This is a genomic window from Sorangium sp. So ce119, assembly GCF_051524405.1.
In the GTDB taxonomy this organism is placed as follows: domain Bacteria; phylum Myxococcota_A; class Polyangia; order Polyangiales; family Polyangiaceae; genus Sorangium; species Sorangium cellulosum_G.
Map to the genome: position 1 here is coordinate 10,324,299 of NZ_CP150310.1, position 13,697 is coordinate 10,337,995.

General features: G+C 69.6%; 12 protein-coding genes. 4 read left to right on the plus strand and 8 right to left on the minus strand.

What is annotated here, in order from left to right:
- Positions 1-257: 257 nt before the first annotated feature.
- Entirely contained in the window at positions 258-806 is a 549-nt protein-coding gene (locus WME76_RS39100) for a DUF305 domain-containing protein (RefSeq protein ID WP_437957243.1), read from the minus strand.
- 542 nt (positions 807-1,348) lie between these two features.
- On the opposite strand from WME76_RS39100, the gene WME76_RS39105 reads away from it, so the two are divergent.
- Positions 1,349-2,665, plus strand: coding sequence for an aminotransferase class V-fold PLP-dependent enzyme (locus tag WME76_RS39105; RefSeq protein ID WP_437957244.1), 1,317 nt, complete (start codon positions 1,349-1,351; stop codon positions 2,663-2,665).
- 101 nt (positions 2,666-2,766) lie between these two features.
- Here the strand turns inward: WME76_RS39105 and WME76_RS39110 are convergent, their stop codons facing one another.
- From WME76_RS39110 to WME76_RS39130, 5 genes are all read right to left on the minus strand, one after another.
- Positions 2,767-4,080, minus strand: coding sequence for a hypothetical protein (locus WME76_RS39110; protein ID WP_437957245.1), 1,314 nt, complete (start codon positions 4,078-4,080; stop codon positions 2,767-2,769).
- Entirely contained in the window at positions 4,067-5,338 is a 1,272-nt protein-coding gene (locus tag WME76_RS39115; RefSeq protein ID WP_437957246.1) for a cysteine synthase family protein, read from the minus strand. Before WME76_RS39115 ends, WME76_RS39110 begins: the two co-directional genes overlap by 14 nt.
- Before the next feature lie 20 nt (positions 5,339-5,358).
- Positions 5,359-6,267 (minus strand): hypothetical protein, encoded by a 909-nt coding sequence (locus WME76_RS39120; protein WP_437957247.1) that lies wholly within the window; start codon positions 6,265-6,267, stop codon positions 5,359-5,361.
- 260 nt (positions 6,268-6,527) lie between these two features.
- Positions 6,528-7,355 (minus strand): prolipoprotein diacylglyceryl transferase, encoded by an 828-nt coding sequence (locus tag WME76_RS39125; RefSeq protein ID WP_437957248.1) that lies wholly within the window; start codon positions 7,353-7,355, stop codon positions 6,528-6,530.
- Positions 7,352-7,723: a DUF1326 domain-containing protein gene (locus WME76_RS39130; protein ID WP_437957249.1), complete on the minus strand. Its 372-nt coding sequence runs from the start codon at positions 7,721-7,723 to the stop codon at positions 7,352-7,354. Before WME76_RS39130 ends, WME76_RS39125 begins: the two co-directional genes overlap by 4 nt.
- A gap of 267 nt (positions 7,724-7,990) precedes the next feature.
- Between WME76_RS39130 and WME76_RS39135 the strand changes: the two genes are divergently transcribed.
- Positions 7,991-9,499 carry a multicopper oxidase family protein gene (locus WME76_RS39135; RefSeq protein WP_437957250.1) on the plus strand — a complete coding sequence of 503 codons (1,509 nt, stop codon included), beginning with the start codon at positions 7,991-7,993 and terminating at the stop codon, positions 9,497-9,499.
- A 31-nt stretch (positions 9,500-9,530) separates the two neighbouring features.
- On the opposite strand, the gene WME76_RS39140 is transcribed toward WME76_RS39135, so the two are convergent.
- Positions 9,531-10,187: a TetR/AcrR family transcriptional regulator gene (locus WME76_RS39140; protein ID WP_437957251.1), complete on the minus strand. Its 657-nt coding sequence runs from the start codon at positions 10,185-10,187 to the stop codon at positions 9,531-9,533.
- A gap of 63 nt (positions 10,188-10,250) precedes the next feature.
- On the opposite strand from WME76_RS39140, the gene WME76_RS39145 reads away from it, so the two are divergent.
- The gene (locus tag WME76_RS39145) at positions 10,251-11,120 is read left to right on the plus strand and encodes a sterol desaturase family protein (RefSeq protein WP_437957252.1); all 870 of its coding nucleotides are present in this window, start codon (positions 10,251-10,253) and stop codon (positions 11,118-11,120) included.
- Positions 11,121-11,207: 87 nt separating this feature from the next.
- Here WME76_RS39145 and WME76_RS39150 read toward each other — a convergent pair whose 3' ends face one another.
- Positions 11,208-12,569, minus strand: coding sequence for a protein kinase domain-containing protein (locus tag WME76_RS39150; protein ID WP_437957253.1), 1,362 nt, complete (start codon positions 12,567-12,569; stop codon positions 11,208-11,210).
- A 142-nt stretch (positions 12,570-12,711) separates the two neighbouring features.
- On the opposite strand from WME76_RS39150, the gene WME76_RS39155 reads away from it, so the two are divergent.
- Positions 12,712-13,626 (plus strand): phytochelatin synthase family protein, encoded by a 915-nt coding sequence (locus tag WME76_RS39155; RefSeq protein WP_437957254.1) that lies wholly within the window; start codon positions 12,712-12,714, stop codon positions 13,624-13,626.
- Positions 13,627-13,697 lie beyond the last annotated feature (71 nt).

A 13,697-nucleotide genomic window follows, 5' to 3' on the forward strand; every position in this document is an offset into this window, starting at 1 on the left:
GCGCGCCGATTGCGCGCCTCGCCCGGCGGTCGCCCCCCGGGCTCAGCGGGCGGGTGTGACCGCCTCGGTCACGCCGCCCTGCCCGATGTAGCCGTACCTGCTCCTCCTCGTCGAGGCTCGCCTCGTCCCGGCGCCGGTGTTGCGGTCATGTGCTCAGAGAGATTCCACATGAAGGCGGGAAGATCATTCAGGTTTCTTCCCGCCTTCCCGCCTTCATGTTCAAATGACTGCACTACCCCGGCCTGCCGGCGCGGCCGCTACTCCTCCGGGTACCACGCCGCGCGCCACGCCTGCATCTGGTCGATCTCCCGCTGCTGCGCCTCGATGATGCCGGAGGCGAGCGTCTTGATCTCGGCGTGCTCGGCCTTCTGCAACGCCACCTCGGCCGCGTCGATCGCCATCTCGTGGTGCGGGATCATCGCGTCGATGAAGGCCCTGTCGAACGGCTCCGCCGTCTTCAGCTCCTCGTTCTGCCTCGCCATGTCCATCATCGCGCCGTGCTCCACGCCCTCGAGCATGGGCATCTCGTCCACGGGCGGCGTCTCTGCGCTCCCGTACCACTGCTCGCGCCAGCTCTTGAGCTGGCTGATCTCCTGGTTCTGGGCCGAGATGATCTCGTCGGCCATCGCCTTGAGCTCGGCGTGCTCGGCCCGCTGCTGTGCGGTGATGGCCATCATCACGGCGCCCTCGTGGTGAGGCGTCATCATGTCGATGAACTGCCGATCGAACGGCGCCGAGGCCGTCTCTCCGCCGCCCGCCGTGTGGCCGTCGTGAGCGCCCGGGGACGACTTGCTGCACGCGGTCACGAGGACAGAGGCCCCCGCGAGGACGAGCGCGGCGAGCAGACGGCCTGGACGTGAGCTGTGCCCTCGCCCATCGACAGCGCCTCGGTGCAGCGGACGCAACGAAGGAGCGCGGCGCTCACGAGGCGTGGCGCGCGCCCCATCGGTAGAGATCGGTCGTGAATGCGGACTCGGAACCATGGTATCCTCCAGTGTCAGGGGACCAGACCGCCCATGCGAATGCGGTGCCGCCCCTGTCCCCCTCGGGAACGGCGTCCCATCGGCCAGCGCGTGGCCCGCGGAGAGCGTCCTCGACCGGTCGAGACGCCGCAGCTGTGGCGCCTTTGCTCGCGTGCTCGTACACTCACAGAGTAACCACACCGGTTACAGCAGGCGTGTTCAGGTAGCCCTCGTAACCACTGAACCGCTGCCCAGAGCGACAGACCGGGTTGCGCAGGCGCATCGCCGAGGGGCCCGACCGAGCTCAGGCGCAAGAGATACGGACATGGCGGCTGCGCCGCGGCGGCGCCCGAACGCAGCCATTCCGGATTGAATGGAGGAGTTGGATGACCCTATCCCGGCGTCGCTTGTTCGCTGAAATCGCCACGGTCGCCACCACCGTTGGAGCGTGCCGTGCAGCTCCTATCGAGGCGGGGGACCCTGCCCCCGTAGCCGCGCCGGCGGGGAGCGACCCGATCGCACTGGCGCGGGACGAGCGGTTCTGGCGCAGGGTCGCTCGCCAGTACCAGGTGAACCCGGATTTCACCAATCTAGAAAACGGCTATTATGGAATCATGCCTGAGCCGGTGTACCGTGAGTACCTGCGCAACACCAGGCGGCTCAACGAGTCGAGCTCCTGCCTGCTGCGCACCACCTACAAGGACGAGGTCGAACGGGTCCGCGAGCGGCTCGCCGCTGTGGCGGGCGTGTCGAAGGAGGAGATCGCGCTCACCCGGGGCGGCACCGAGGCGCTGCAGAACCTCATCGCGGGCTATAACCGGCTGCGGCCCGGGGACGCTGTCATGTACGCCGACCTCGATTACTACAGCTGCCAGTACGCCTTCAACTGGCTGCGCGATCGACGCGGCGTCGATGTCGTGACCATCTCGATCCCGGAACCGCCGACCAGGCAGGCTGTCCTCGACACCTACGCCAGGGCGCTGCACGAGCACCCACGGGTCAAGCTGCTTCTGCTCACCCATATCAACAATCGCACCGGCCTCGTCGTGCCCGTGAGCGAGATCGTCGCCATGGCCAGGGACGCCGGCGTGGACGTGATCGTCGACGCGGCCCACTCCTGGGGTCAGCTCGACTTCACGAACGGCGACCTGAACGCGGACTTCGTTGGATTCTCGTTGCACAAGTGGGTCAGCGCGCCGCTCGGCGTCGGTTTCCTCTATATCCGCGAGGGTCGGATGGCCGACATCGACCCCTTCCTCGCCGATGAGCTCTACCCGGCAGACGACGTGCGCTCCCGGGTTCACTCGGGCACGGTCGACATCGCCCCCTCCCTCACCCTGCCGGTCGCGCTGGACTGTCACCTCGCGCTGGGCGCTGCGGTCAAGCAGGCCCGGCTACGCTACCTGCGGGATCGCTGGGTGAGCCGGGTGAAGCAGATCGGCAACGTCGAGGTGCTGACCCCGGACGACCCGGAGATGTACGGGGCGATCACGTCGTTCCGGATAGCCGGGCGAACCTCGGAGGCCGACAACGTGGCGATCGCCGATCATCTGATGGACACGCACCGGATCTTCACGGTGCGCCGCGGCGGGATCGCGAAGGGGGACTGCGTGCGGGTGACCCCTGCCTTGTATACCTCCGTCGATGACGTCGACCGTCTGGCGAGCGCCCTGGTGGAGGTCGCCCATCGGTTTCGAAGCTGACGAGGATCGCCGGACGTCAGCACCGCGAAAACGTACCGCGCAGCACCGGGGATGCCGGCGGGCGGGTTCGCTCGAGGCATGGGGGCGAGAGCGCCTCCCGGTCAGCGTGCTTGAGCCTGCTGGGCGCGCTGGCGCAGCCCGAGGCTCAGCCACAGGAGCTCGGCGGCGAGGGCCGCGAGCATGGCCACCGCGGCCGCCGTGGCGCCGGGCATCTCTGCTCGGATCCCGAAGGCAGCAGCGCCCAGAAGGACCGTCGTCCCGAGCCATGTCGCAACGTTGACCCGGCTCGTGCGACCTTCGCTGATCAGGAACCCCTGGGCCGCGTTCTGGAGCGCGATGAACATGGGCACGACGGAGCAAAGGAGGACGACGGGCAATACTCCCGCCAGAATGGCCGCGTCATGTCCGATGAAGGCGCTCAGCAAGAGCCGCCCAGGCGACGTCACCGCCACGCCGAGCAGGAGCAGTGTACAGGGTGCTCCGACGCTCAGCGCAAACCGAACCAGGAGGCCGTCCGACGCCTGGTCGCGGTTGCGGATGATGACCTGCTGGACCATGCGCGTCGTGTTGGCGATCAAGAGCACGAAACCCCACGCGGCGGGCCAGGCAGCCAGCGCGACGGACGCATCTCTGGCGCGGGCCACGAGCGCCACGAGGATCGCGCGCCCGCCCCAGACCACGAGCATGGAGCTGGCGAGCGGCCAGTAGAACCGAAAGACGCCGGCGACATCCGTCGGGAGGTCGCGTGCGTCTTCGGTTTGCGGCGCGTGAGCTGCGCCGAGGTCCCTGGCCGCTGCCGTCACCATCAGCGCCTCGGAGATCACGCCCAGGATGAGCGCCGTGCCCGCGAGCCAGGCGCCCGGCATGCCGGTCGCGAACCCGACCGCGAGCACGGCGGCGACGACGGCGAGCCTCGCCAGGCCCGCCCGGCCCACCTGCTTGGCGTGGCCGGCGCGGATGAGCCGGCCCTGGAAGTAGCGCCGCCATCCGATCGCGGCTGGCCAGAGGATCAAGAGGAGCAGGACGACCTGCGCACGTTCGCCGATCGCGCCGTCGAGGCGCAAGACATGCCGCCCGAAGAGGGCGAACGACGGCGGCGAAGCCAGGAGCAAGAGGCCCCCGGTCAGGACCGCCAGGGCGATCATCATGAAGCGGAAGAGCGCCCTCCGGGACGCCATGGTGGCCGAGAGCGCGTTCGAGGCGTGCAGGAGCATGATGATCGGACTCTCGAAGAACACGGCGAGCGACTTCGCCACACCGGCAGCTGCCAGGTTCACCCGGGCCTCCGGGAGGTGGGCGAGCGTCGTTGTGATGAGCGGCTCGCCGGCCGCCATCGTCACCTCGCTCAGCGACAGTGGCAGGAACTGCGCCCAGAGGGACCGGACCGTCATCGCCGTCTCCTCAGGCTCGCTCATGCCGCGCGTTCTCCACCATTCTCTCTCGGGACACCGGTTCGAGCCTCCGGATCGCCGCCATGAGGGCATCTTCCTCCAGGATCTCGATCCCCTGCGCGGCGAGCCATTCCCGGTTGTAGACGGTCTCCAGATACCGATCGCCGCGGTCAGGGTTGATGAGCACGACCTGCTGGCGCAGCGCGAGGGGCGCCGCGTAGGCCAGGCCAGCGGCCACGATCGCGCCGGTCGACGCTCCCAGGAGCAGGCCCTCCTTCCTGGCCAACGCGTGACAGACGGAGAAGGCCATCTGGTCTGGAATCGAATACGCGGAATCCAGCGCCGCCGGAGTGAAGCTGGGCGGGACGAAGGAGAGGCCCAGCCCGGTCATCTTGTACGGATGGCGCGGCGTCCCGAGGATGGCGGAGCCGGCCACGTCGACGCCGACGAGCTTGATGCCAGCGTACCAGCGCTGGAAGAACTTCGCGACCCCGGCGAGCTGGCCAGCCGTGCTGATGCCCAGCACGATCACGTCCGGCGCGCCGCTGAACGCCTCCTCGATCTCGGGCGCCGTGGTGAGCGCATGGGCCTCGGGGTTCAGAGGATTGAGGTGCTGGCAAGGGTACCACGCGCCGGGGATCTCTCCGGCGAGCTGTGCGGCCTTCCTCATGCGAGCCACCTGCATGGATCCGTGCGCATCCATCGCAGAGAGCGGTACGTCCATGAGCTCCGCGCCGTAGGCCTCGAGCATACGCCGCATGGGCGGGGCGGTCTTGGCATCAACGACGATGATCACGCGGTAGCCCCGGGCCGCCCCGACCATGGCGAGACCGATGCCGAAATTGCCCGAGCTCGACTCGACGATCGTCCCGCCGCGACGCAACAGCCCTCGCGCCTCAGCCTCCTTGATGAGGTACGCGGCGTTCTTCTCCTTGATGCTGCCGCCGGGATTGCACGACTCCAGCTTGAGGAACAGGTCGTGTCGCTCGCACACCTCCCCGAGGCGGTTCAGCCGGACGAACGGGACATGGCCGACGGCCTCGCTCACATCGCGGGCGAGCCGCGGCCTGCGCTCGCGGGGCCTGCGCTCGCGGAGCGCGCGGGCGGGCGCCCGCGTGCCGTGCCGCCTCACCTCGCGCGCGATGCTCGGCGGCCTTTGCTCGGTGCGCTCGAGCGCCGGCGCCGCCATCGACGGCGCTCGCGTCCTCTTGTCGCGGGCGGTCGGGATCAAGACACGACCGTGATGCATGTTCGTCTTGCCCATCAGCTTGCTGCCTCTCATCCAGTCCCCAGCTGCTCACCTCAGTCTTCCTCGGAAGGCAAAGCGGAGTCGTCGCGAGGCGCTCGCGCCCGCAGTCCGGCCGAGATCGGCTCGCCATACAGCTTCGCCGCCCCTGCCTCGTCGAGCGAGGTCAGCACGTAGTCGCCCCCGTTGGTGCCCTCGCACCGGCTCGCCGCGTTGTAGTGCATCACGGAGGCCGGATCATAAGGCGTGAGCGCCCGCCAGGCGGGGCGCTCGGTGCAGGCGCCGTTGCCCTCCGGCCGAACGTGCTCGTGCCGGAAGCCGAGGACGTGCCCGAGCTCGTGCCGGAGGACCCCGGTCAGGGTCTTCGCGCCGGCTCGAGCGATGTTCTCCAGATCGAGGAAGACCTGGTGATACCCCCGCGCGACCATGCTCGGAAGGAAGGCTCGCCCGTTGTACGTGGCGCCGCTCGCGGGGACCACTTCGAACAGCACGGGGTGCTCCTCGGACTCGCAGGCCTCGTCCTGGCCGGGCTGGTAGACGAAGCGCACGGCGGCGGCGCCCGCCCAGGTGGACCCGGCCGACCGCGTCGCGGCGACCACCGCGTCGTGATCGTCGCCGAAGCGCGGAGAGACGCAGTACGTCAGGTTCATCTTCTGCTCGTCGCTCCAGCGGTCATCGCTCCCGTCGTCGCGCCTGTTGACGATGAGCGCCCCCGGTTGCCGGCGCTCGGCGGAGAGCTCCTTCAGGGTCACGTCGTCGTGGACGCCGATGTCGCCGTCGACGAGATAAGCGCCGTCGTTCGGATCGCGCGGGAGGCTGGCCTTCCATTCATCGAAGCTCTGCTGACTATCACCGACGGGCTCGCCCGCATCGGACGACGGGTCGGCGACGCAGCCCGCCGCCGCGAGGGCGGAGGCGGCGGACAACAGGACGAGAAAACCGTGAATGGATGGAGGGATGGACATGGTGAGCTCCTTGCTCGTGGCCAATCCGAGCCAACGAGCCATGACCGCGCAAGCGCCGTGCCAGGGCTTCAAGGCCGCCGGGAGGACGAAGAACCCCCGTGCCTGGTTCGATCGCCCCGGCGGCGGAGCGAAGCGGCCGCCTCGTTGTGACTTGCATGGTCACAGACGATCCTAATGCGGCGTCGGTTCTCGTCTATAGAAGCGCGGCTCGGTGCTCCTGAGCTGTGACCGGTGTGGTCACGGCGCGGTGACCGTACGAGTCACCGGGACGGCCGCAGCGCGCGCGCCGGCGAGCGCCGAGGCTGGCCGAGGTCCTCGCGCGCCCGAGCGGCTGCGGGCCGAACACGACTGCAGCGGATCAGCAGGATGACCCCTGCCACAAACAGCGCGATCGCGCCGTACTGGCCGGGCGTCAGGCCGGCGTAGCGCACGTCGACGATCCGGAGGAACTCGAGCAGAAACCGGACGGGCGCGTACAGCACGGCCAGGAGCCCCGCAAAGAAGCCCGCCGGCCGCGATCTCTGCCCCAGCGCGGCGATCACCACCGTGACGGGGATCATGTACAGCGCCTCCTCGAGGCCGAGGTTGTGCCGGATGAACCCATCCGTGTACCGCTGGCCGAGGAAGAAGGTCGTGACCTTGCCGGGATGATCGAAGGCCAGGAAACAGCCGAACCGACCGACGGTCCAGCCGAACGGGAGGGCATAGGCGATGGCGTCCACGTAGCGCCACGCGCGGCCCCCGAGCCGGGCGCGGTGACGACGGAGGAAGAGCGCCGCGCCCACGACCGCGCCGAGGAAGCCGCCGAACGACGACAGCCCCTCCCAGATGCGGAGGAGGCTCCAGGGATCGGCCAGCGTGTCGGACGGGAAGTAGACGAGGCGGTCGACGAGGTGGGCGCCGAGGAAGCCACCGACGAGCACCCAGGCGAGCATCCGGCCGGAGATGTCGAGATCGAGCCCCTCGCGGACCGCGCGGCGCTTGAGGACCTGCACTCCCACGAAGATCCCGAGCGCGACCAGCACGCCGAATGAATAGACGTGCAGCGGGCCGAGCTGGAGAGTGGGCTGGGGAATGTACGGAATCATGAAACGCTCGCGCGATGCATCAGGGATGCCACGCTCCGGAGGCGCGCAAGACCGGCGCGGCGGCGTGGACGCCAGTCGAAGGGGAAGTGCTTGCTGGAACCGCCCTCGTAGGGGTGGGAGAAGTCGAATCCGACGGTGAGGTCGTCCTCGACCACGCCCCAGGTGGCCACCTGGCCGGGGCCGACGTCGGCGCCGGGAGCATTGAACTCGCCGATGCTGACGACCGCGAGCCCCGAGAGATCGACGTCTGCGTGGTGGCCCTCGTGGATCTGCCAGACCAGCGTGAAGAGGCAATCCCCGTGCGTGGAGGGCTGCGCGAACGTGCATGGGCAGGGCAGTACGTGGAGACGTCGCCGGTCGCCGGACATTACAGGGCGCTGAGAGGCCCGACGCCGCGCAGCTTCAACAGCTCTTTGGGTTCCCGGAGGGTGAAGCCGAGCTCCTGGGCGCACTTGCGTCGGCCAGGCAGGCGAGCTGAGCCCACACGCTCGCTGTAATCGGGCAGAGGCTCGCGCGTCTTTCACGCAGGAACTGAACGGACAGCCCGTCCTGTGCTACGCGACCGACCGCTGGAACTACACCCCGGGGCCGGCTTCCACCAGGACCACGGAACGTGAGCGGAGGGACACGAGACCATGGCAACTGCATCGCGGCGGTATCCGCTGATCATCGGCGCCACGCTCGCCGCCGGGATCACGGCGGCGTTGGTTCTCCGGCCCGATCCTCCCTGGCGCGCACCGGAGCGCGGCGCCGCGTCGGCCGGCGCTGTGCCCGCCGGCGGCAAACCCCTGACCGCGCAGGTGCGCGAGTTCGAGGGGTCTTATCCGGAGGCGGTGACGCCGACAGGCGCCGTCCGCGAGGTCGCGCTCGAGGCCGCGCCGGTGACCCTGCCGTTGCTCGACGGGCAGCCCCTGGACGTCTGGGCCTACAACGGCCAGGTCCCCGGCCCGACGATCCGCGTCCAGCGCGGCGAGCGCCTCCGCGTGACGTTCACGAACCGGCTGCCGCGGCCGACCACCGTGCACTGGCACGGCGTGCGCCTCCCGAACGCGATGGACGGCGTGCCCGGCGTCACGCAGCCGGCCGTGCCGCCGGGCGGGACCTTCGTCTACGAGTTCGTCCCCAGGGACGCGGGGACGTTCTGGTTCCACCCGCATCTGAGGAGCAGCGAGCAGGTCGAGCGCGGCCTGTACGGCGTCCTCGTGGTCGAGGACCCGGCGCCCCCGCCCTACACGCGCGACATCGTCTGGGTGCTCGACGACTGGCGCATCCGGCAGGGGGTGATCGATCCGCAGTTCAACACCCCCCACGACCTCATGCACGACGGTCGCTGGGGCAACGTCATCACCGTCAACGGGAGCATCGACGAGCGCCTCACCGTCAGGCCCGGCGAGCGGATCCGCCTCCGGCTCCTCAACGCGGCGAACGGGCGGGTCTTCGCGCCGGACCTCTCCGGCCTCGACGCGCGGGTCATCGCGGTCGACGGGCTGTACAGCGCCAGGCCGCTCGACCCCGCGGGGTTCGAGCTCGCGCCTGGCAACCGGATCGACCTCGACATCACCATCCCGGCGTCCGCGGCCGGCCGGCAGTTCAGCGTCGTCGACCGTTTCACGCGGCGCCCGAACGCGCTCGCCTCGATCGACGTGAGCCAGGGAGCAGCGGTGCCGACCCCCGCCTTCCCCTCGCCAGCAGCAGCCCACGTGCCCCTGTGGCGCGACACAGCGGCGATCGCGCCGCGCCTCGAATACCGGCTGGCCGCGAGGAGAGGCGGTGAGCTCGGGATCGAGTGGACGCTCAACGGCGCAGCGGCTCGCCATGCTCACGACACGGAGGCGTCGACCGCGGATGGTCATGGGCACGAGGTCTCGGCGCTGCCGCGCGGGGAGTGGAGCAAGCTCCGGTTCGTCAACGACTCCGGCCGGCTCCACCCGATCCACCTTCACGGGATGTTCTTCAAGGTCCTGAGCCGCGACGGACGCCCGGCCGACGAGCCGTTCTTCCGCGACACCGTGCTGGTCCACCCACGCGAGACCGTCGACGTCGGCCTGGTCCCTCTCGACGAGGGGCGCTGGATGCTCCATTGCCACATCCTGGAGCACGCCGAGGCTGGCATGATGTCGCTGCTCGACGTGAAGGCGATGTGAACGCGTCGCGAACCTGAGAATCGGTTGCGCCTCACTCCTTCGGAGTCCGTCCGCTCGCCGCGGCCCGCGCGTCCGGGAGGACCCGCTGCAGCAGCGCCGTGCTCTCCTCCGCCATCCGCTCCGGTGAGCACGGCATTCCCTTGTGGACCCAGCTCGTCATCAGCCGCACCAGCGCCGCCGCCGCCGCCTCGGAGCGGAGCATGAACAGGGCCCCCTCCTCCGGCGCCATCCGCGGAGCGTACAGGCGGCAGATGCTGCCCTGCAGGATGTCCTCCAGGGAGCGCGTCAGCACCCGCTCGCTCTTCTCCGCGGACAGGAGCTTGCTCACCAGCTCGCGCATCTCGGCGAGGTGGCGGTAAAACGGCAGGAAGTCGAGCGGACGTCCCGCGTCCCGCAGGAACAGCGCCCGCAGGTGCTCGTGTCCGAACAGCAGCAGCTGCTCCTTGTTCTCGTAGTGCGCGTAGAACGTGGACCGCCCGACGTTGGCTCGATCGATGATGTCCTGGATGGTCACGTCGTCATAGCCCTTCTCCAGGATCAGCGAGACCAGGGCGTCCGAGAGCAGCTTCCGGCTCTTCTGTACGCGCCGATCCTGCACGCGCCGATCCGCGATCTTGCCGGCGGTCCGTATCCCGTCGCCGCCCCCGTCCCTGTCCTCGTTTCCGGACTTTTTCGCGCTCTTGTTCATTAACGTTCAATCCGCGGTCCGTGTCGCTGGGTGGAAGAGGCGCCCGACCCTAGCTTCCATCGCATGCGAGGAACGCTGATCTGGTTGACGAGCCGCCTCTTGTACCCGCTGCTGCTGGCGGTGACCTTGTACATCATCCACGCCGCCGTGACGCAGGGCTGGGACCTGAGGCGCACCCTGTGGGGCTACCTCTTCGGCCTGATCGTCTTGCTCATCACCGTCGAGCGCCTGCTGCCGCTGTCGCCGGACTGGGGCATGACCCGCCGGAGCTTCTGGCGCGACCTCAAGTACCTGCTGGCCTCGGGCGTCACCATCGCGGTGGTGCGGACCGGCTTTGGCACCCTGGCCCTGTGGCTCAGCGAGCGGCATCAAGGCCCGCTCGCCAGCGCTCCCGTGCTCCTCAGCGTGGGGGTCTTCCTTGTGGTCTTCGAGCTGCTTCAGTACTGGTTCCATCGCCTCAGCCACGAAGGCAACGGCGCCCCGGGGCGCTTCTTGTGGAAGATCCACCTGGCGCATCACCTCCCGGATCGCGTGTACGTGGTGATGCACGGCGTGTTTCACCCCCTCAACGCGCTCCTCTCGGCGGTGCTGATCCAGTCGACCCTGCTGCTCCTGGGGCTGTCGCCGGAGGCCGTCTTCGCGGCGATAGTGCTCATCGATCTGCAGACGATGCTGTCGCACTTCAACGTCGACATCCGCGCCGGGTTCCTGAACTACGTGTTCATCGGCACCGAGCTGCACCGCTATCATCACAGCGCCGACGTCGACGAGGCCCGGAACTTCGGGACCGTACTTCCGCTGTGGGATCTGGTCTTCGGGACGTTCCTGTACCGGCCGGACGCGGCCCCGCGCCGCCTGGGCGTCGACAGCTCCGCGGGCTATCCGCCGTCGCAGCACTTCTGGCAGGTGCTGACCCTGCCGTTCCGGCGCTGACCTGTTCGCGCCACCCGGCCGTCTCGCAGGCCTCGAGCACGCCGTCGGTCTCTGGCTTCCGGTACAGGACCGTGATCTCGCGAAGCTTCACCCTCGGGCCGCGTTCACGCGCACGACGTGCACGCTGCAGCGGGCTCGCGCGGTGACCGTCGACGCGACCGACTGGGACCAGGCGCGGCCGCCCTGCGGCGGCGCTCCGACCACGACGAGGTCGACATGGTTGTGGTGAGCCAGCTCGACGATCACGTCCTCTGGAGCGCTGGACGCGACGGCATGCAAAGAGAGCCGCTGGCTGGCCAGGCCCAGCGGCGCCGCCCAGCCCCGCAGCTTCACCAGGTGCTCGCGCGACGCTTCGGAATGGGCGATCACGGTCAGGCAGATCAGCCGGAACTCCGTGCTGAGCGCGAGGACCTGCGAGACCGCGAGGCGGATCGCCTGATGTCGCTCGTCTTCCAGGTGCGCTGTGTCGACGGCGACCAGGACGGTCGGTGTGCCGCTGAGCAGCGCCGGGGGCGCGCGAAGGCGGGCGCCGTGCTCGGCGCGAGCCCGCAGGAATCGCCGTAGCTGCGCGACAAGGCCGGCGCGCCTGGCCTTCGTGGCGCGCGCGCTGAGCGCCACCTGCTCGGGGTGGCGCAGGTCGAACGCCACGTGGGCCGCCGACTGGTAGCGCAGCTCGGCGCGCGGCTCCAGGCTGCGCAGGATGATCTCCTGGAGCCACGGCGGCGTGCCGGGCGCGATCGCCGACGGCGGCGCGGGGTCGAGCCAGAGCCGGTTGCGCACGTCGGTGTCGGGCTCGCCGAACGGCAGCTCCCCCGTCGCGAGCTCGTACAGCACCACGCCCAGCGCGAACAGATCGCTGCGCCGGTCCGAGCGCGTCCCGAGGAGCTGCTCCGGCGAGACGTACGGCGCCGAGCCGGCGCGGAAGCGCGTCTCCTCTGCCAGCAGATCGGGGTACTGCGCGTGGTGGGCGAAGCCAAGGTCGATGAGGACCACCGTGCCGTCGGCGCGCAGGATGGCGTTCCCGGGCTTCACGTCCAGATGGATGACGCCCTGCTGGTGCACGGCGTGCAGCGCGTCCGCGAGGGCGGCGCCGATCCGGGCGACGTCGGCGGCGCCGAGCGGCCCGGCGCCGAGCAGGTCCTCGAGGGTGCGGCCTTCGATCCACTCCGTGACCAGGTACGGCGTGCCCGCGAGGTCTCCCGCCGCCACGAACGCCGGCACGTGAGGTCCCTTCAAGGTCGGGAGGATCATCGCCTCCGTCTCGAAGCCGACGATGGTCTCGCCGGGCTCGTCCGGTCCGAGGCGCGGCAGCTTCATGATCAGCGGCCGCTCGATGCCCGGCTTCGTGACGCGGAAGAGCGCGCCCATGCCCCCCGCGCCCACGCGAGCGCCGAGCGTGAAGCCGTCGATCACCGCGCCGGGGCTCCAGTCGTTCGCCTCGTGGGTCATGGTTCCCCGTCCCCCGCACGATGCGCTCCGTGGCCAGCCCGGGCAAGCGGCGCGGCGCCGGCCGGTCACGTCGCCCGGCCCTGCTCGTACCGCGAACAGGCCGCGCGCGGCAAGGGCGCACTCCGCTACGCTGCGCTGGATCATGCAGCGCGTCCCCTCCGCCATGCCCTCGTATCACAAGCGCCCCTTACCACCGGGCTGCCTTGCGTTCTCCTCCGAGGAGGGGCGCGCGGTCTTTGGCGAGGCGCTCGCCCTGGGGGCGATGGAGAGCTTCTTTCCTCTGATCGAGCAGTTCCACACCCAGGCTGAGCCTGCCTTCTGCGGGCTGGGGACGCTGGTGATGGTCCTCAACGCACTGGGGATCGATCCGGGGCGCGCCTGGAAGGGCCCCTGGCGCTGGTTCTCGGAGGAGCAACTCGACTGTTGCCGCTCCCTCGACGACGTCGCTCGCGAGGGGATCACGCTGACGCAGTTTGCGTGTCTGGCCCGGTGCAACGGCGCCCAGGCCAACGTGTTCTTCGCGGAGACCTCCTCGCTGGAGGCGCTCCGCGCCGCGGTCCGAGAAGCCACCTCGCGCGCCGATGACAACCACGTGGTCGTCGCCTATGACCGCGGGACGCTGGGCCAGACCGGGAGCGGCCACTTCTCCCCGGTGGGTGGAATGCACCCGGACCGCGACCTCGTGCTCCTGCTCGACGTGGCGCGCTTCAAGTATCCGCCTCACTGGGTCCCGCTCGAAGCGCTCCATCGCGCCATGCTCCCTGTCGACCCCACCTCCCGACGGTCCCGCGGGTTCGTGACGATCCGGCGCGAGCACGCGGTGGCGCCCGTGGCGGCGCTGCACGAGGCCAACTGGGCCGAGGTCGAGCGGTTTCTCCACGATCTCGACGGCACCGACGTTCTGGTGCTGACCGGTTGCCTGCGCGAGGGAGTCTCCAGCATGCCGCATCTGCTCGAGCTACTGCGCCGCCCCGACCTGCCCGAGACGCTGAAGCAGCACCTGGCGCGGTTGCGCGCCCAGGTGGCGGCGCTCGACGCTCGCCCACCGCCGCTGTAACAGGTAGGCGCCGGATCCTACTCGATGCTGCGCACCTCGCTGATCAGGGAGCCGAACTTCCCGCCCCCGCC